Source organism: Gordonia sp. GONU, assembly GCF_024733855.1.
Classification (GTDB): domain Bacteria; phylum Actinomycetota; class Actinomycetes; order Mycobacteriales; family Mycobacteriaceae; genus Gordonia; species Gordonia amicalis.
Genome location: NZ_JANRHB010000046.1, coordinates 1 through 18270, shown reverse-complemented (window position 1 = coordinate 18270; position 18270 = coordinate 1). Strand labels below are relative to the sequence as shown.

Genomic DNA, 18270 nt, shown 5'->3' with positions numbered 1-18270 from the left:
GGAGGATTGGTGAACGCCGAACTGACCGCGTCACTGCTCTGGTTGGTCCCCGCGCTCCCGCTCGCCGGTGCGGTGATCCTTCTCCTCGGCGGTCGTGCCACCGATCGCTGGGGTCATCTGCTCGGTACCGCCGCGGCGATCGCGTCGTTCGTGGTCGGACTGGTGATGTTCGCCGGGATGGTGTCCCGCTCGGCCGATGACCGCGGGGTCACCGACACACTGTTCCGCTGGGTGCCGGTCGGAGACTTGCAGGTGGACTTCGGTTTCCGCCTCGACCAGTTGTCCATGTGCTTCGTCCTCCTCATCACCGGTGTCGGGTCGCTGATCCACGTCTACTCGATCGGCTACATGTCCGACGACCCCGACCGCCGACGATTCTTCGGTTACCTCAACCTGTTTCTCGCGGCGATGCTCGTCCTCGTCCTCGCCGACAACTATCTCGGCCTGTATCTCGGCTGGGAGGGTGTGGGCCTGGCGTCGTATCTGTTGATCGGCTTCTGGCAGTACAAGCCGACCGCAGCGACTGCGGCGAAGAAGGCCTTCGTGGTCAACCGCGTCGGCGACGTCGGACTCGCCGTCGCACTGATGATCATGTTCGCCACCTTCGGGTCGGTCGCGTTCACCGCGGTCTTCGACGGCGCTCCCCAAGCCGGCGAAGGAACCCTCACCGCATTGGGTTTCGTGCTCCTGCTCGCGGCGTGCGGCAAGTCTGCACAGGTACCGCTGCAGTCGTGGCTCGGCGACGCGATGGAAGGTCCGACCCCGGTGTCCGCACTGATCCACGCGGCGACCATGGTGACCGCCGGCGTGTATCTGATCGTGCGCTCGGGTCCGATCTTCGACCTGGCACCCGTCGCGCAGGTCGGTGTCGTGGTCGTCGGATCGGTGACGCTGTTGTTCGGTGCGATCATCGGCTGCGCCAAGGACGACATCAAGAAGGCGCTCGCGGCGTCGACGATGAGCCAGATCGGGTACATGGTCCTGGCCGCCGGACTCGGTCCGGCCGGCTATGCGTTCGCCATCCTGCACCTTCTCACGCACGGCTTCTTCAAGGCCGGCCTGTTCCTCGGTGCCGGATCGGTGATGCACGGGATGAACGACGAGACCGACATGCGACGCTACGGCGGACTCCGCAAGCTCATGCCGATCACCTTCGTCACCTTCGGCGTCGGCTATCTCGCGATCATCGGAGTCCCACCGTTCGCGGGCTTCTACTCCAAGGACCACATCATCGAGGCCGCGTTCGGGGCAGGTGGCGTAAAGGGGCTGATCCTCGGTGGTGCAGCGCTTCTCGGTGCCGGTATCACCGCGTTCTACATGACCCGCGTGATGCTCCTGACGTTCTTCGGGGAGAAGCGGTGGCACGACGGCACGGATGCCGCTGTCCCGCATCCGCACGAGTCGCCCAGGGTGATGACCGGGCCGATGGTTCTGATCGCACTGGGCTCGGTGGCCTCCGGCGGGCTGCTGGCGATCGGCGGGTCGCTCGAGCACTGGCTGGAACCGGTGGTCGGCGAGCACACGGCTCATCATCTGATCCCGGTGTGGGCGATGACCGCGATCATCCTCGTCGTCGTCGCGGTGGGCGTCGCGATCGCCTACCGGCAGTATGCCACCCGTCCGGTGCCCGTCGTGGCGCCCGAGGACGTATCGGTGCTGACGGTCGCGGCACGGCATGATCTGTACGGCGACACGATCAACGAAGAGCTGCTGATGCGTCCCGGACAGCGCGTCACCGCCGGCCTGGTCGCCGTGGAGACCGACGGCGTCGACGGTCTGACGAGTGGCGTCGGCGATGCCGTGACCCGTACGTCGCGTCGAATACGTAGGTGGCAGAACGGTTATGTGCGGTCCTACGCGCTGTCGATGTTCGCCGGGACGACCCTGATCGTCGCACTCGTGATGGCGGTGAACGTGCTGTGAACATCCCCTGGCTGACGATCCTCTGGTTCGCACCCGCGGTGGGTGCGGCGCTCGTTCTCGCGATACCCGCGAGCCGTCCCGCGGTGGCTCGATGGTTCGCCTTCGCCATCACGCTCGGAGTCCTCGTCGTGGCTGTCGGCCTCGCGATCGGATTCGATCCGGCCGGTGAGCGATACCAGTTCACCGAGGACGTGAGCTGGATTCCGGCGCTGGGAACCCGATATGCGTTGGGGCTCGACGGGATCGGCCTGGTCCTGATCCTGTTGACGGCCGCGCTCCTGCCCCTGCTCCTGCTCGCCGGCTGGCACGACGCCGAATCCGCCGGGTCGCTGGACCATTCGGGCGGACGCGCCCAGAAGGGTCCGCACATCTACCTCGCACTGTTCCTCGCCACCGAGGCGATGGTGCTGATGAGCTTTGTCGCCCTCGACATCCTGCTCTTCTACATTTTCTTCGAGGCCATGCTCATTCCGATGTACTTCCTCATCGGCGGCTTCGGGACCGGGCCCAACCGCTCCGGTGCGGCGGTGAAGTTCCTGTTGTACAACCTGTTCGGCGGTCTGCTCCTGCTCGCCGCCGTGATCGGCGTGTACGTCGTCTCCGCACAGAACGGCGTCGGCGCAGATGGCGGCGGAACTTTCGCGCTCGGCGACATCGTGGCCGCGGTGTCGAGCGGCCAGATCGACGACACCACCGGCCTCGCGAAGTTGCTGTTCCTCGGTTTCATGTTCGCGTTCGCGGTGAAAGCCCCGCTGTGGCCTCTGCATTCGTGGCTTCCCGATGCTGCGGTCGCGGCCACCCCGACGTCGGCGGTGCTGATGATGGCCGTCATCGACAAGGTCGGGACCTTCGCGATGCTGCGGTTCTGCCTGCAACTGTTCCCGGATGCGAGCCGGTACTTCGCGCCGCTGGTCTGCGGGCTCGCGGTCGTCAGCATCGTCTACGGCGCGATCCTGGCCATCGGCCAGACCGACGTCATGCGCCTGATCGCCTACACGTCCATCTCGCACTTCGGTTTCATCATCCTGGGCATCTTCGTGATGACCGATCAGGGACAGACCGGTTCGGCGCTGTACATGGTCAACCACGGACTCTCCACCGCCGCCCTGTTCCTCATCGCCGGGTTCCTGGTGTCGCGCCGCGGCAGTCGGCTGATCGCCGACTACGGCGGGGTCCAGAAGGTCGCCCCCGTCCTCGCCGGCACCTTCCTCATCGCGGGCCTGGCAACCCTGTCGCTACCCGGCCTCGCCCCATTCATCAGCGAGTTCCTGGTCCTCATCGGCACATTCACGCGCTACCCGGTGGCGGCGGTCCTCGCATCATCCGCGCTGGTGCTCTCCGCGATCTACATCCTGTGGACCTATCAGCGGATGATGGGCGGCCCCCCGAGACCCGACGATGCGCGGGTGTCGTCGATACGCGACCTCGCCGGCCGCGAGCTGGCCGTCGTCGTACCGCTCCTCGCGCTGCTCATCGCCCTGGGGGTCTATCCCAAACCGATGATCGACCTGATCGACCCGGCGGTGCAGAGCACCCTCACCACGGTCGGGGTCACCGATCCCGCACCCGCGGTGGCGGACCCGGTCCCGATCCCGGCCCACGACCGGCCTGAGGGCCCCACCGATGCGGAGGCCCACCGATGAGTACGTCCTTCGTTGCACTGAGTTCGACGCCGCTGGCCGCGATCGAGACCCCGAGCGTCGAGTACGCGGCCCTGTCGCCCATGTTGATCGTGTTCGGCGCAGGTGTCATCGGGGTCCTGGTCGAGGCCTTCGCTCCGCGCAGGCTGAGGTACCCACTGCAGCTGGGGCTTTCGCTGGGCGGACTCGTCGTCGCGCTCGCTGCGCTCGCCACCGTGGCGGCCGCACAGACAGCGGACGGCTCGAACGGACAGTTCGCGATGTCGGGGGCCGTCGTTCTGGACCGCCCGACCCTGTATCTGCAGGGACTCCTGCTGATCATCGCGATCATCGCGGTCGGGTTCATCGCCGAACGTCGGCTCGAGCGGGTCGTCGCGCCGGTCACCATGCGTACCCTGGCCGGCGCCGCGGTCACCGACGATCAGTCCGGCAGAGCGGGACTCAACGGCGGTGGCGTCGACGCGGACATGTTCACCCCGTCCGGCGCCTCGGTCCCGAACACCGACGCCGAGTTCGAGGCGACTCGTGCCGGGGCGGTGACGACCGAGGTGTTCCCGCTGGCACTGCTGGCGGTCGGCGGCATGATGCTGTTCCCGGCATGCGGTGATCTGCTCACCATGTTCATCGCGCTGGAGGTCTTCTCGCTGCCGCTCTACCTGTTGTGCGGGCTGGCTCGGCGTCGTCGGCTGATCTCGCAGGAAGCATCTCTGAAGTACTTCCTGCTGGGCGCCTTCTCGTCGGCCTTCTTCCTGTTCGGTGCAGCATTCGTCTACGGGGCGACCGGCTCGTTGAATCTGTCGACGATCGGTGCGTCGATCACCGACGTCGCCGGTACCGGCGGCGACACGACGCTGGCGCTGATCGGTTTGGCGATGCTCGCGGTCGGATTGTTGTTCAAAGTCGGTGCGGTGCCGTTCCATTCGTGGATTCCCGACGTCTACCAGGGGGCCCCGACCCCGGTCACCGCATTCATGGCATCGGCCACCAAGGTCGCGGCGTTCGGTGCGCTCCTCCGGGTCTTCTACGTCGGTTTCGGGGCGCTACGCGACCAGTGGGAACCGGCACTGTGGGCGGTGGCGATCGCATCGATGGTCATCGCATCGGTGATGGCCGTGACCCAGAACGACATCAAGAGGATGCTCGCCTACTCGTCGATCGCACACGCCGGGTTCATCCTGCTCGGCCTGATCGCCTTCGACGATGCCGGACTCGGCGCGACGCTCTTCTATCTGGCCGCCTACGCGTTCACCACGCTCGGCGCCTTCGCGACCGTGGCGGTGATCCGCGAACCCGACTGTGACACGACAACTTCGGACACGACAACTTCGGACACGACAACTTCGGACACGACAACTTCGGACACGAGCACGTCGGCGCGCACCGCCGCGGTCCACGGCACCGCCGCGGCCGTCCGCAATCCTCACCTGTCCGGCCGCGAGGCGACCGATCTCACCCAGTGGTCGGGTCTGGGCCGGCGGTATCCCTTGGTCGGCGCCATGTTCGCGGTCTACCTGCTCTCCTTCGCCGGCATCCCACTCACCAGCGGCTTCATCGCCAAGTTCGACGTCTTCGCCGCGGCCGCCGGCAGCGGCGGCGGAGTCCTGGTGGTGATCGGCGTGATCAGCAGCGCGATCGCCGCCTACGTCTACATCCGCATCATCGTCGCCATGTTCTTCGACGACGTCCCCACCCGCGACGCACCGCACATCGTGAAGCCGAGCATCCTCACCACCACCGGCATCGCGGTCTGCACGCTGGCCACCGTCGTGCTCGGCATCTTCCCGCAACCGCTGCTCGACCTCGCCGACGCAGCCGCGACGTTCCTACGCTGACCGCAAACCCACCCCTTTTCGCCCTATCCACCACCCCGCGACCTGGTGGGTTTGTCCATCCGTGGTGGGTTTGTGGGAGCAGGCGAGGATGACGTGCCATTCTGGGAACCGTGGATCTCGTCAGGCACCTGCGGTTCTTCGTCGCCGTCGCCGAGGAGGGCCACTTCGGCGACGCGGCCGCCCGGTTGGAGATGACGCAGCCACCGGTGTCGCAGGGGCTGCGCCGCCTGGAGAGGGAACTCGGGGTTCAGCTCATCCGGCGCACCTCCCGCGGTGCGGAACTCACCGACGCCGGTCGCGACCTGTTGCCCCGGGCCCGACTCCTCATCGACGACGCGGCGCGGTTCCTGGGCGAAGCGCGACGCCTTCACGACGGCTCAGAGGTACTGCGTTGGGGTGCAGTACCTCTCGCGGGGAGCGCGGCCGTCGCCGCTGTCGCACAACGCCTCGGCGACGTGTCGTCCGGTCAGGAGATGGTGAGTGCCGCGGCGGTGAGTCTGACCGAGCAGGTGTCGGCGGGCACGCTCGACCTGGCCATCGTCGACGCACCCTGCGTCACCGGCACTCTCACCACCGGTCCGGTCGTCGTGTTCCGACGCCACGTCGTCGTGCCGACCGGCCATTCGGTCACCACCGCAGCACGTCCCCGGTTGCGCCACCTTGCGGGGCTGGACTTCTGCCACCCGCCGCGCGCCGCGAATCCGCCGGCTCATGACCAGCTGATCGACCGCCTCCGCGAGTCCGGGCTCGATCCACACGTTCTGGCGGTCTCGTCCTCCGAGCACCTGGTGGCCGCGGTCGCCGGTGGCGGAGCCTTCGGCCTGACCGTTGACGCAGAACGTCTCGCATCGCTCGACGGCGTTCGGTGTCTCCCCATCGGGCGCGACGCCACGGCGCTGCGACTCCGCGTCGTCTACCGGGAATCCGCGCTCGCCGAGGTCGCAGACGTGACAACGGCGGCACTGTGGAAGACCAGCAAGGCGACCGGGTGACCATCGACCCGGGTGAGCTTCCCCCACACGTGCAAGAACGGGTCGACCGCGACGTCACGGAGATCCTCGCCGACGCCGGCTGTTCCGGCTGGATACATGCGACGACGATCGGTTCCCCGCGGATCGGATACTCCTTCGACGCCGACGCTCCGGTGGTCCTGGCGTCGGTATACAAGCTCGCCGTACTGATCTCGTTGTGCCGCAGTGCCGATCGCGGTGAGATCGATCTGACCTCGCCGGTGACCGTCGATCCGACACAGTGGGCAGAGGGTCCGACGGGTCTAGCGACGCTGCGCGATCCAGTGACCATGAGCCGACGAGACCTCGCCACGTCGATGATGACCGTCTCCGACAATGTCGCCGCCGACGTCATCCTCGACGAGATCGGGATCGACCGCGTACGCGAGGACCTCGCAACGCTCGGTGTGACGAACACGCGGATCGTCGGCGGTGTCGCGGAACTGCATGAACGACTCCAGCGCGAGACCGGGACGAGCACGGTGGCAGAGGCTTTCGCCGCGCTCGCCGATCCGGACAGCGAGACGTCAGTCAGCGCTTACGACGCCGCTTACTCGAGTTCGTCCACGCCGCGGGACTGCACGACGCTGCTGTCCGCGGTCTGGACCGACCGCGCGGCGTCGAACGGGATGTGTGCGTTCATCAGGGACACCATGCGTCGTCAAGTGTTCACCTCGCGCCTCGCGTCGGGATTCCCGTTCCGACGGGTCACCGTTGCGGGCAAGACGGGCACCCTGGTCGCGATCCGCAACGAGATCGGCGTCGTCGAGTTCCCCGGTGAATTGCCGGTCGCCGTCGCGGTCTTCACGTCGAGTGCACGGTCGGAGCCCGCACTGCCGCACGTGGACCGGGCAATCGGTGAGGTCGCCCGGACGGTCGTCACGGAGCTCCGCACTCCCGCCGAGTAGCGGGGCAACCTGCCCCGATAGCGTTTCGCTATGGCGCCATCGCGCGTCGTGACCTTGCGTGGGGAGGCTCGGGTCGGTTGTCTGGCCACATGCGTCGGTTGTTGGTGATCCTGAGTGTTCTCGCGGTGCTGGTCGGCACGTTGTCGGGGTGTTTCTTGTCCGAGAGGTTCTCGTTCGGGGACTCGCCGGAGGACACGTTGCAGTCGTTCGCGGACGCACTGCAGCGAGGAGATGTCGACGCGGCCGCCGGGCTCACCGACGACCCGACGTCGGCTCGCACGACGATCCGGTCGATCTTCGACGGTATGGGCTCCACCCCGAAACTGTCGGTCGTCGCCGACCTCGTCGACGACAAGAAGGTCACCGGAACGCTCGACCATCAGTGGCAGATTCGGAACACCACCACGGCCTATCAGACGTCGGTCGTTCTCGCCGAGACGGATGCGGGCTGGCGCGTCCGGTGGCAACCATCGGTCATGCACCGGCAACTCCGCGCGGGACAGTCCTTCTCGTACAGCGACGACCGCGCCTACCGCACGCCGGTTCTCGATACCAATGCGCGCCCGCTGATGACGTGGCAACCGGTGACGTTGATCAGTCTCGAACGGGCACAACTCGCTTCGGCCGAGCCGCTGGCCCGTGCGCTGCGGCCGGTCGAACCGTCGATGACGGCGGCCGGGATCCGCAAGCTCTTCGACGGCAACAACGCCCCGCGTCAGACCGTGATCAGGCTGCGTGAAGCAGATATCGAACGTGTCCGGCGCAGCGTCGAGTCGACCGCCGGCGTGACGACCACCGAGCAAGGTGCGCTCCTCAGCGCCACCAAGGACCTCCATTCGCCCGCGATGTCGGGACTCGAGGACATCTGGCGTGGCGCGATCGACGCCACGGCCGGCTGGTCGATCCAGATCGTCGACAAGAACGGCACCCCAACGCATCTCGTGGACTCCGCGCAACCGGGCACCACGCCGCCGATACGCACCTCGATCGACCGAGACATCCAGACCCGGGCACAACGCGCCGTCGACGGTGAACGACGTCCCGCGATGATCGTCGCCATCTCCCCGTCGACCGGCGGGATCGTCGCCGTCGCCCAGAACGACGCCGCCGACAGGTCCGGCGCGGTCTCCCTCACCGGCTTGTACCCGCCGGGATCGACCTTCAAGACCATCACCACCGCAGCGGCATTGGCCACCGGGGTGGTGCAGCCGACGTCGCAGGTTCCCTGTCCCGGGCGCACGACGATCGAGGGACGAACCATCCCCAACGAGGACGACTTCGACCTGGGAACCGTCGCCCTGCCAACAGCTTTCTCCCGCTCGTGCAACACGACCATGGGAGCTCTCGCGAACAGACTCCCCGCCGACGGGTTGACCACGATGGCCCGCCGATTCGGCATCGGCGCCGACTACACGGTCCCGGGCCTGACCACCGTCACCGGACGAGTGCCCGTGGCCGACACCCCTGCTCTGCGCGTGGAGAACGGAATCGGTCAGGGCACGGTGACCGTGAGCCCGTTCGGTCTGGCGCTGGCCGAGGCGAGTCTCGCGCGGGGTGAGACCGTCACGCCCACGCTGGTCGAGGGACAGCGCACCACCGGCGACACCGAACCCGAACAGATTCCCGACGACGTGGTCCGTGCACTGCGAAGCATGATGCGCGACATCGTGACCCGCGGTACCGCCACCGCGTTGCAGGACATCCCTGACCTCGGCGGAAAGACCGGCACCGCCGAGTACGGCGACAACAAGAATCCACACGGCTGGTTCGCCGGCATCGTCGGTGATCTCGCCTTCGCGACGCTCGTCGTGGGCGGCGGGTCGTCGGCGCCTGCTGTCGCGGTCAGCGGCGAGTTCCTGCGTCCCTTACGACGCTAGGCCTCACTCCGGGGTCAGGCCGGCGAGAAGCCGAGCCATCAGGTAACCCGAAACCCGCAGTTCGCCGTTCGCCCCGTTCCGCGGATAGTCGGAATGTATGTAAGCGCCCTCTCGTTCGACGCCGTCCTGGGTCACTCTGCCGTTCACGTCGAGTTGCTCTAGTTTCGTGGAGGTCGGCGCAGGCCCGTTGGGGCCGACGTCTCCCTTCGAGCCGAAGTCGTCGATGAAGTCGCTCGTACCCATCATGACGTAACCGTGGCCGTCCTCGAGACCGAGTTCTGGTTCGTCGTCGGCCTCGAACCCCGGTGATCCGTAGAAGACTGCGTCGTCGACCGGGTGGCCCCCCTCCGCCTGCAAAGCCAAACCCTGCGTGAGAGACCCATAGGAATGTCCGAGCGCGACGATATGCGGATCGTCTTTCGTCGATGTCGCATCGATTGCCCGGTAGAAGTCGGCGAGGTCGGGAGCGCCTGCACTGGCACGGTCCTGCTGGATGACCTCGAGGTACGAGACCCCCATCGGGCGGCTGCTGTCCTTGTCCGGGGGTTCGTAGCCGAGCCAGGAGATGGTGGCCACCTTCTCCCCACCACGACCCGCGCCGTCCAGCTGCGCGATGGCCACTCGACGAAGCTCCTCGGATTCTCCGAGCATCGGTTCGAAACTGTTGCGAATACTGGTGTCGAGTCCCGGCGTCGTCACCGACACATGCTCTGCGTCATCAGGATTGCCGAGCGAGATCGCTGCTTTGCCCTGCTCTCCGGAGAACATGTCCATGACGAGCAGCATTCGTCCGTCGGGGTTGTCCGGCGCCCATCGGTTGGAGCTGATCAACTGTTGTAGCTTCTCGACGTCTTTGATTTTCTTCTCGACCTGTTCGAGTTCGGCGTCTTCGTTGGTGAACAGTCCCCAGAACTCGATCTGCTCCTTCAGCTGGTCCCGACGATCCTGGAGTTGTTTGAGAACGGGAGCCAGCTGCGCGACATTGGCTTCGTGTCTCACCGCGGACGGGATTCCGTCGACATTGCCCAACAGTTCTGGCCGATCCACGAGGAGCTGGCGCTGCTGTTCGGGGGACAAGGCGTCCCAGTATGCCTTCACCTCGTAGGCACTCTTGTCCGCAGGAGGTTCCAGCGGCGTCAGTCCACCCTGTTCGACGCCGGCTCTCATCGCCTCGTCGACGCTGCCCGCGCCGTTCGCGGTGATCCTGCCGTCCCGGATGGCGTCGAACACCCGCTCCGCGTCGCCGTCGATGTCAGCCTCCTGGACGATCAGCGCCTTCGCAGCCGTCTCCAACGACTTTCGTACCGCCTCACGTGTGTCGTCGTCCTCCGGGTCGGGTGTCGCCGCCGCGGTCACGCTGCCGTCGTCGCGGATGGTCATCTGAGCACCTGCGGCCTGCGCACGCAGGGCGGCCAACCGGCCCTTCAGGTGGTTGACGGCCGAGGAGGTCTCGATCGCGAGTTGGTGAGCCGCACCGAGGACGGCCGCTTCGTCGCGGAGGTCGTCAGCGGTGACCGCGTAGAGCTGTCGCGCGGAGTCTGCTCCGCCCCCGTACCAGCCCGGCAGTTGCCCCGCAGTCCGGAGTGCTTCCTCCACCTCGCCCACCGTCGTCACGCGCTTGCCGAGTGAATCCGCCATGGTGTCCAGCGCACCGGTGTTCCAATTGTCAATGGTGGTCAGGTCCATCGCAATCAGCCTTCACCCGCCGACGATGCCCCTTCGTCCGCGCCGGGTGGGGTCGGGACGGCCGGCCCGTCCGCCAGTCGACACGGTGTCCTGATCGAAATCACCGCGGCCTTCCACGACAGCAGCTCGACGGAAGCGTTCTGCGAGTTGGTGAATCGGACCTCGCGATTGCCGGGCGAACTCTTGAGCGATGATTCGTGACCGACGCCGAGTTTCCCCGACGCAGCACGTACCAGGTCCGACGCCGCAGGCCAGGCCTCGTCGTCGATCGGCACCGCAGAAGTCCAGTTGTCGAGGTACACCGTCTCGCCGTCGGTCCTCAACCACTCCCCCGAGCACAACCCACGGTCGTCGGGGAAGCGGTCCGCCGGGTCTGCTTTCGGGACAAAGCGCACTCCCGGAGCGATCGCCTCGATTTCCCGTGCGAGCCTTCGTCTCAACTCGCGGTACTCCTCGAGCGTCACCTCGAGGCTCGGCATACTGCGTAGCCCACGATTCAACTCGGCAGTCCGATCGGACGACACCTCATCCGTCGGATCGAACGTCGCCTCGTTCACCGCCGAACAACCGGAGAGCAGCAACACTGCAGCCACGATCGCCGAAGTACGTCGCCCACGCATCACGCCCCCGATCCCGCGTCAGGAAGTCCCCACCGGCAGCTGCTCCCAGCCGATAGCCGGGTAGAATTCGCTGCAGTCACGTCACAATACAGTCTCGTGGTGAGGAGTCGTATGTCTACCGATCGGGTTGAGGTGGACCCTGAGGTCCTCTGGTCGGCCGCGCGAACCATCTCGATGACGGCCGATCTCTCCGGCGCTCAGCTGCGGAACGTCGACTCCACGCTCGCCGGCTGCGGCGCGGGTTGGGCGACGCGCGCATCGTCGGGTTTCGACGAGTTCGTCGACCGCGCGGAGCGTTTCACCCGAGCCCTGTCACAGAAACTCGGCGACATCGAACAGACGAGCAGGGCGGCCGCGGCAGCCTACGAGCGTGCCGATCACGAGAGTGGCCGCCGGATCGCCGGTCCCGGTCGGCCGGGACCGCATCTGAATCTCTGAGCTCGACGCCTCGGCGGGAACCGGGCGCTTCAGGCCGTCAATTCCTTCCGGTACAGCACCTTTCCCGCTGCATCGACGAGTTCGACGCTCATGATCTTCGACTTCCCGTCGATCGACACCTCACCGAAGTGCTGGTAACCCTCCGCCGGTGACACGTTTTCCTCGTCGGGCGCGTGCACGAATTCGTACTTCGCACCGAACGTCCCATCGAGGGGGCTCGCCGGGAACGCTCCGGCGTGCAGCGGTCCGGCGACGAACTCCCAGAAGGGTGCGAAATCCTTGAAGCTCGCCCGATCAGGTTCATACGAGATCGCGGCGGTGTAGTGGACATCAGCAGTCAGGTACACGACGCCGGACACGCCCTTGGTCTGCGACAGGATTCGCGAGAACGCGATCTCCCGACCGAGCGGATCGCCACCATCACCCTGCCCGACCGCTTCCATCGCTTTCGGGCCGCCCGGCGGGGTCGTGTTCTTGTCGGCTACGACGATGCTGAGCGGTAGGTCGTTGGCGACGACCTTCCATGTCGCCGTCGACCCGTTGAGCCCGTCGATGAGCCACTGCGTCTGTTCGGCGCCGAGCACCCCGTCGACGTTGTCCCTCGACCATGCACCAGGGTTGGGATCTTTGTACGTACGCATGTCGAGGAGGAAGACATCGAGCAACGGACCATATGAGACCTTGCGGTACAGCCTTTTCGACGTCGCCTCGTCGACGGGCTGCCATTCCTGCCAGGCCCGGCGGCCGTTGCGCGCGAACACATCCACGTTCATCTCGGTGTACCCGTCGCGCTTCTGCCCGGCGAGGTTCTCGCCGGGAAACCAGTTGTTGACGACTTCGTGGTCGTCCCACTGGACGAGCTGAGTTACCGATCCCACGAAACGACGGAAGTGTTCGTCGGTCAGGTTGTAGGCGTAGTTACCGCGGAACTGGTCAACCGTCTGCGCGACTTGATCTTTCGCCGGACTGGTCACGTTCCGGTAGATCTCGCCGTTGTTCTGTTCCTGGGTCGCCGTGATCGGCCCGTCGGCATAGATCGCGTCGCCGGAGTGGATGAAGAAGTGCGGGTTGCGGTCTGCCATGGTGGCGAAGATCGGCATACCGCCCAGGTCCGGGTTGATCCCCCACCCCTGTCCGGCGACATCGCCCGACCATTGGAACGTGATGTCACGCGCCGCGACCGGGGCGGTGGTGAAGACCCCGCCGACGGGTTCGCCGAGCGCGCCGTCCTCGCCTTCCAGGATCACCCGATAGTGAACGGCCTGACCGGGTTCGAGACCGGCGATGCGCACACGACCGGTTCCGTCGGTCGCCGGTGTCAGTCGCGGTCCGCGGACCTTGCGGGCGTTGGCGAAGGTCTCCGACGATGCGGTCTCGACGATCATCGTCGCCGGTCGGTCCGATCGCGCCCACACAAGGGCTCCGGTGCTGGCGACCTCGCCGGTGGCAACACCGTGGGTGAGCGTCGGACGCGGGCGCACGAGGCTCGTCGAGCCCTGTCCCGACCCGGAGGAACCGCATGCAGCGGCCACCGCCCCGACCGGCACGAGGAGGGCACCGGCGCCCACGGTGCGCAGGATCGTACGACGGGACGGGTGGACGAGTCGGGAGGCTGAGGTCACTCGTCTCACGTTCGCGAGTCAGTTCGACGCGCCGGCGAACCCCGTGTGACGTCCAGATGACCATCCCGTGTGGGTGCCGCCGCGAGCCACTTGACCGTCCTGCTCCCATCGACTCAGATGAACACATGGGTGATGAACTGTTCGAACACGAAACCAAGACCACTCTGACCCGCGAGGAGGCGGCGAAGCGCCTCCACGACCTCGCCGACGCGATCGCACGCCACAACGAGGTGTCCTTTGTCCAGAAGAACAAGACAGTGCGCATCGACATCCCGCCGCAGGTCACACTGAAGGTCGAGTTCGAGCGCGGCGAGAAGGAGTCCGAGATCGAGATCGAGATCTCCTGGTAGGCATGCTCAGCGACCGTCAGCGCTTGCGTGCGGGGCCCGATGCTGCCTCGTCTTCACGATGCATGCGGCAGCGTCCGGGGTCTTGCAGCGAATAGGAATCCGGCGGTCCTCTGTCTTTCGTCGCGACAGCGGCAAGGATGCTCCACCCCATCCCATCGCGGCGACGAACTCGTGGTCGGTTTCGATCCAGTCCTCGGCGGTGTCTCCCGCCGATCCCGTGCCCGCCCCGCCCTCGCAACTGAGGCGTCGACCACAGCCGGAACATTCCCGGATAGTTGAGTGTTACAACCTTCACGTCAGTCTTTAGTTGTAGCTTTCAACAATTTGCCGTCCATGTGCGCGAGCATCGCCGTCAGCACGCGGACGCGTACCGCGGAGGTATCGAAGTATGAGCGCACCCGCCGCCGGACCGGTGGAGGTCGAGGACATCCCGATGACGCATCGGCAACGCATCGAGGCACTCGTCGGCCTCCTGCTGGGCATGTTCGTCGCTTTCCTGTCCTCGACCATCGTCTCCAACGCCCTGCCGACGATCATCACCGATCTACACGGCACACAGGACCAGTACACCTGGGTGGTCGTCGCGACCCTCCTGGCGTCGACCGCCACCACCCCGATCTGGGGCAAGTTCGCGGATCTGGTGAGCAAGAAGCTGCTGGTCCAGATGTCACTGGCACTGTTCACCATCGGGTCGATCCTTGCCGGGACCTCGCAGTCCGTCGACATGCTCATCGGGTTCCGCGTCATCCAGGGTCTGGGCCTCGGCGGTTTGCAGGCGTTGGTCGTCATCGTGGTGGCAACCATGTTCAGCCCGCGTGAGCGCGGTCGCTACCAGGGTCCGATGGCCGCGGTGATGTCGGTCGCCACGGTCGCAGGTCCGCTGATCGGCGGGGTCATAGTCGACACCAGTTGGCTCGGCTGGCGCTGGACCTTCTACGTCTGTGTGCCGCTTGCCGTCGTCGCACTGCTGGTCATCCAGCGCACGCTGAACCTGCCCGTGATCCGCAAGAAGGTCAGCATCGACTACGGCGGCGCTCTCCTCATCGCCGCTGGTGTCAGCATTCTGCTGATCTGGGTGACCCTCGCCGGGAAGAGCTTCGACTGGGCGTCGGCGACGTCCTACGGACTCGTCGCGCTGGGGCTGGTGCTGCTGGCGGCCGCGGTGTTCGTCGAGTCACGGGTGAGCAGCCCCATCATCCCGTTGCATCTGTTCCGCGATCGCACGACGACGCTGGCCACGCTGGCGAGCATCGCCGTCGGTGTCGCGCTCTTCGGTGGTGCGGTGTTCCTGGGTCAGTACTTCCAGGTCGCCCGCGGCTACTCGCCGACCGCGGCGGGCCTGCTCACACTCCCGATGATCATCGGCTCGATGGTCTCGGCGACCATCTCCGGACAGATGATCACCCGTTTCGGACGCTGGAAGGTCTACCTCGTCGCCGGTGCGGCGCTGATGACGGTCGGCTTCGGACTGCTGGCCACGATCGACGCGCACACCGACATGAGGATCCTGGGTGTGTACCTGTTCGTCCTCGGCGTCGGTATGGGTATGACGATGCAGAACCTGGTGCTGGCGGTCCAGAACAATGTCAGCCCCGCGAACCTGGGTGCGGCCACCTCGACCGTCACGTTCTTCCGTTCGCTCGGCGGCGCGTCGGGTGTGTCGGTGCTGGGTGCGGTCCTGTCCAGCCACGTCACCGACCTCATCGCGAAGGGGCTCAATGCAGTCGGCATCAACGCTGGGCAGACCGGTGGCTCGCAGGCCGGCTTGTCGAACCTGAACGAGTTGCCCGGCCCGATCGCCGATATCGTCCGCGGCGCGTACGGTGACGGCACGGCCCGTATTTTCCTGGTCGCCGGAATCATGGCGGCGCTCAGCCTCGTCGCCATCTGTTTCATCAAGGAGGTCGCTCTCAAGACGATGAGCAGCGATGAGGAGCGCCGGGCCGAGGCCGCCGAGGCCGCGCTGACCACCGAGGACACGAGTCCGCGATGAAGACGATCGCGGTCGGGCTCGACCACAGCCAGGAGTCGGAAGCCGCCGCACGATGGGGCGCGGCGGCTGCCGTCCGTCGCGGCGGGCGGCTGCTGCTCGTCCACGGATACGCTCCCGCGGGCGCCGCACAGAGCCTGGCCGAGTTCGACATCGAGAACATCCGCGATGCCGCTCTCGCACGGGCGGACGCGGTCGCGAACTCGCTTCGCGCCGACCATCCGCAGCTACGGGTGGACACGCTCGTCAGACCGGAGCTCCCGGTCCCGCTGCTGCTGCAGGTGTCGGAGCACGTGGACCTGCTGGTCCTGGGACACCACCGGGCGAACTGGCTGGAACGACTCACCTCTGGAAGCGTCAGTGCGATCCTCACCGCACGGTCGAAATGCCCCGTCGTCACCGTGCCTTTCGGCAATGTGTGCTTCGACGGCCCGGTCGTCGTGGCCGTCGACGTCGACGCGCCGTCGGATGAGGCCATCAAGACCGCCTTCGAGCGCGCACGGGACATCGGCCAGCAGGTGACCATCATCTGTGCGATACCCGACGACGCTGCGCCAGAACAGATCTCCGATGCGTACGCGCGCGCCGATGCCCTCCTGGACCCGTGGCGGCGGCAGTACCCCGACTGCCCCGTCGCCGTTCAGCTCGTCAACGGCGATCCCCACCGATCACTCGCCGAAGCCGTGCCGCAGGCGTCACTCCTGGTGATCACCCGACCGCGCGCCGGTACCGCCTTCCCGGTCTGGACCACCTCGGTGACCCGCGCCGCCCACCACGCGGCGCGTCACCCCATCGCGGTGGTCGATCACTCCGCGCCCTGACCGACGCTGATCACACGTTTACCGAGTGGACATTTGTGCTGTCTGATGTTGCAGCACCGGCCGGACCGAGCCGTCATAGACCGAGCGTGAACAGATTTCGGTTCGTCTGATCGAACCAACTACGCGTATAGATCGACGGCTGAGTCGCGCTGGTCCTAGCGTTCGGGTGTACCGAGATCCAGCCGCCCGAAATCGAGGACTGAATGCGCGCCACACTTCTCACTGTCGCTCTCGCGGCCGTCGCCACGCTCGCCGCCGCCACCGCGTGCAGCGCACCTGACGAGGCATCCGAGACGACAGCGACAACCACTATGACGGAGACAGTCGAGCTAACCGAGACCACGTCCGAAGCCCCGGTACCCCAGCAACGTTCGACGGACGCTTCCGAGAACCCGGCACCCGCTTCCAGCCGAGTCGCAATCATGCCCAACGTCGTGTGCATGAACCTCCAGGATGCCCAGAACGCGATCCAGGAAGCAGGCGTGTTCTTTTCCCGTAGCGAGGACGCTACGGGACGCAATCGATCACAGATGGTCGACAGGAATTGGCTTGTCGTCGGCCAGACGCCCAGTCCAGGAACGCCTTTCGACGAAGGCGACGCCGTCTTGTCGGCGGTGAAGATCGGGGAGCCGAACGATTGCTGACTCGAGGAACAAGAATCATGCTCTCACTGCCGGCTCCCGCCAAGACTTCGACTCAGCATGACGCCTATTGGTGATGCCAGCACAGCTGCGCGATAGCTTCGTCGCGATCGGACCCCTTTCGCGAAGGAGCACCATGACCGAGACCGCCACCCGCCTCAACGACGTCGACATCGCAGCTGTCGGCCAGCTCGTCGAAGCCATCCAGACCGACGACGCCAAGGCCCAGACGACCTGGGCCGCACACGTCCAGTGGAACGGCGCGTTCGCTTCTGAGGCAAGGATCCGGAACTTCTCGCCGGTGGCGTCCGACGAACCCGCCGCCCTGGGTGGCGGCGACACGGCCCCCAACCCCGTCGAACAGCTTCTCGGCGCACTCGGTAACTGCCTTGCGGTCGGCTACGCCGCCAACGCGACCATCGCCGGGATCGAGCTCAAGGATCTCCGTGTCGACCTCAAGGGAGACATCGACCTTCACGTCTTCCTCGGGCTCGCCGCGGGGCACGCCGGATTCAGTTCGATCACCGCGAACGTCACCATCGACTCCGACGCCCCGCGCGAGAAGCTCGACGAACTGCACGCGAAGGTCCAGGCGAGTTCCCCGGTCGGCCACACTCTGCAAAGCGCGGTTCCGGTGGAGATCGTCCTGAACTGACTTCGGAATCCTCCGGTCCCGCGGTCGACCGGCCGGGACCTGAAAGTCGGTCGGCGAGTGCACTTCGGCGCGCTTGTCGACCGCTTCTTGCCGGACGCTGCACTACCGGTGATCACGTTGCTCCTTGTCGCGCTTGCGGTGGGTGTCAACCTGTGTTGAGTCACTAGTTCGTGTTTAGTGCGATCTGGTTGTGCTCGTGGTGCAGGTTGATGCCGACGCGACTGCGCGGGCGGTGCACGCTGGGACGACGACGGCGG

At 66.2% G+C, this 18270-nt stretch carries 15 protein-coding genes; 12 read left to right on the top strand and 3 right to left on the bottom strand.

Annotated features, from left to right (window positions below; genetic code table 11):
- The first annotated feature begins 9 nt into the window (after positions 1-9).
- From nuoL to NWF34_RS23745, 6 genes are all read left to right on the top strand, one after another.
- Positions 10-1923: an NADH-quinone oxidoreductase subunit L gene (gene nuoL, locus NWF34_RS23770; protein WP_258326273.1), complete on the top strand. Its 1914-nt coding sequence runs from the start codon at positions 10-12 to the stop codon at positions 1921-1923.
- A complete protein-coding gene (locus NWF34_RS23765; RefSeq protein WP_258326272.1) occupies positions 1920-3566 on the top strand; it encodes an NADH-quinone oxidoreductase subunit M in 1647 nt (548 codons plus the stop codon). The genes nuoL and NWF34_RS23765 overlap by 4 nt, the downstream gene beginning before the upstream one ends.
- On the top strand, positions 3563-5395 hold the full coding sequence (nuoN, locus tag NWF34_RS23760; RefSeq protein WP_258326271.1) for an NADH-quinone oxidoreductase subunit NuoN: 1833 nt from the start codon (positions 3563-3565) through the stop codon (positions 5393-5395). The genes NWF34_RS23765 and nuoN overlap by 4 nt, the downstream gene beginning before the upstream one ends.
- Before the next feature lie 110 nt (positions 5396-5505).
- Positions 5506-6387 (top strand): LysR family transcriptional regulator, encoded by an 882-nt coding sequence (locus tag NWF34_RS23755; protein ID WP_258326270.1) that lies wholly within the window; start codon positions 5506-5508, stop codon positions 6385-6387.
- Positions 6384-7313 carry a serine hydrolase gene (locus NWF34_RS23750; RefSeq protein ID WP_258326269.1) on the top strand — a complete coding sequence of 310 codons (930 nt, stop codon included), beginning with the start codon at positions 6384-6386 and terminating at the stop codon, positions 7311-7313. The genes NWF34_RS23755 and NWF34_RS23750 overlap by 4 nt, the downstream gene beginning before the upstream one ends.
- Before the next feature lie 89 nt (positions 7314-7402).
- Complete coding sequence (locus tag NWF34_RS23745) at positions 7403-9190, top strand: penicillin-binding transpeptidase domain-containing protein (protein ID WP_258326268.1); 1788 nt, start codon at positions 7403-7405, stop codon at positions 9188-9190.
- Positions 9191-9193: 3 nt separating this feature from the next.
- Here NWF34_RS23745 and NWF34_RS23740 read toward each other — a convergent pair whose 3' ends face one another.
- Positions 9194-10876 carry an alpha/beta hydrolase family protein gene (locus tag NWF34_RS23740; protein ID WP_258326267.1) on the bottom strand — a complete coding sequence of 561 codons (1683 nt, stop codon included), beginning with the start codon at positions 10874-10876 and terminating at the stop codon, positions 9194-9196.
- 5 nt (positions 10877-10881) lie between these two features.
- Positions 10882-11469: an LppA family lipoprotein gene (locus tag NWF34_RS23735; RefSeq protein ID WP_258326266.1), complete on the bottom strand. Its 588-nt coding sequence runs from the start codon at positions 11467-11469 to the stop codon at positions 10882-10884.
- Positions 11470-11607: 138 nt separating this feature from the next.
- On the opposite strand from NWF34_RS23735, the gene NWF34_RS23730 reads away from it, so the two are divergent.
- Positions 11608-11934 (top strand): WXG100 family type VII secretion target, encoded by a 327-nt coding sequence (locus NWF34_RS23730; RefSeq protein WP_258326265.1) that lies wholly within the window; start codon positions 11608-11610, stop codon positions 11932-11934.
- Between the two features lie 29 nt (positions 11935-11963).
- Here the strand turns inward: NWF34_RS23730 and NWF34_RS23725 are convergent, their stop codons facing one another.
- Positions 11964-13556 (bottom strand): alkaline phosphatase, encoded by a 1593-nt coding sequence (locus tag NWF34_RS23725; RefSeq protein WP_258326264.1) that lies wholly within the window; start codon positions 13554-13556, stop codon positions 11964-11966.
- A 125-nt stretch (positions 13557-13681) separates the two neighbouring features.
- On the opposite strand from NWF34_RS23725, the gene NWF34_RS23720 reads away from it, so the two are divergent.
- From NWF34_RS23720 to NWF34_RS23700, 5 genes are all read left to right on the top strand, one after another.
- Positions 13682-13906 carry an amphi-Trp domain-containing protein gene (locus NWF34_RS23720; RefSeq protein WP_258326263.1) on the top strand — a complete coding sequence of 75 codons (225 nt, stop codon included), beginning with the start codon at positions 13682-13684 and terminating at the stop codon, positions 13904-13906.
- A gap of 388 nt (positions 13907-14294) precedes the next feature.
- Positions 14295-15899, top strand: a complete 1605-nt coding sequence (locus NWF34_RS23715) for an MDR family MFS transporter (protein WP_258326262.1) — start codon at positions 14295-14297, stop codon at positions 15897-15899.
- Entirely contained in the window at positions 15896-16717 is an 822-nt protein-coding gene (locus NWF34_RS23710) for a universal stress protein (protein WP_258326261.1), read from the top strand. Before NWF34_RS23715 ends, NWF34_RS23710 begins: the two co-directional genes overlap by 4 nt.
- 203 nt (positions 16718-16920) lie before the next feature.
- Complete coding sequence (locus tag NWF34_RS23705; RefSeq protein WP_258326260.1) at positions 16921-17361, top strand: PASTA domain-containing protein; 441 nt, start codon at positions 16921-16923, stop codon at positions 17359-17361.
- Positions 17362-17494: 133 nt separating this feature from the next.
- The gene (locus tag NWF34_RS23700) at positions 17495-18013 is read left to right on the top strand and encodes an OsmC family protein (protein ID WP_258326259.1); all 519 of its coding nucleotides are present in this window, start codon (positions 17495-17497) and stop codon (positions 18011-18013) included.
- The last annotated feature ends 257 nt before the right edge of the window (positions 18014-18270 follow it).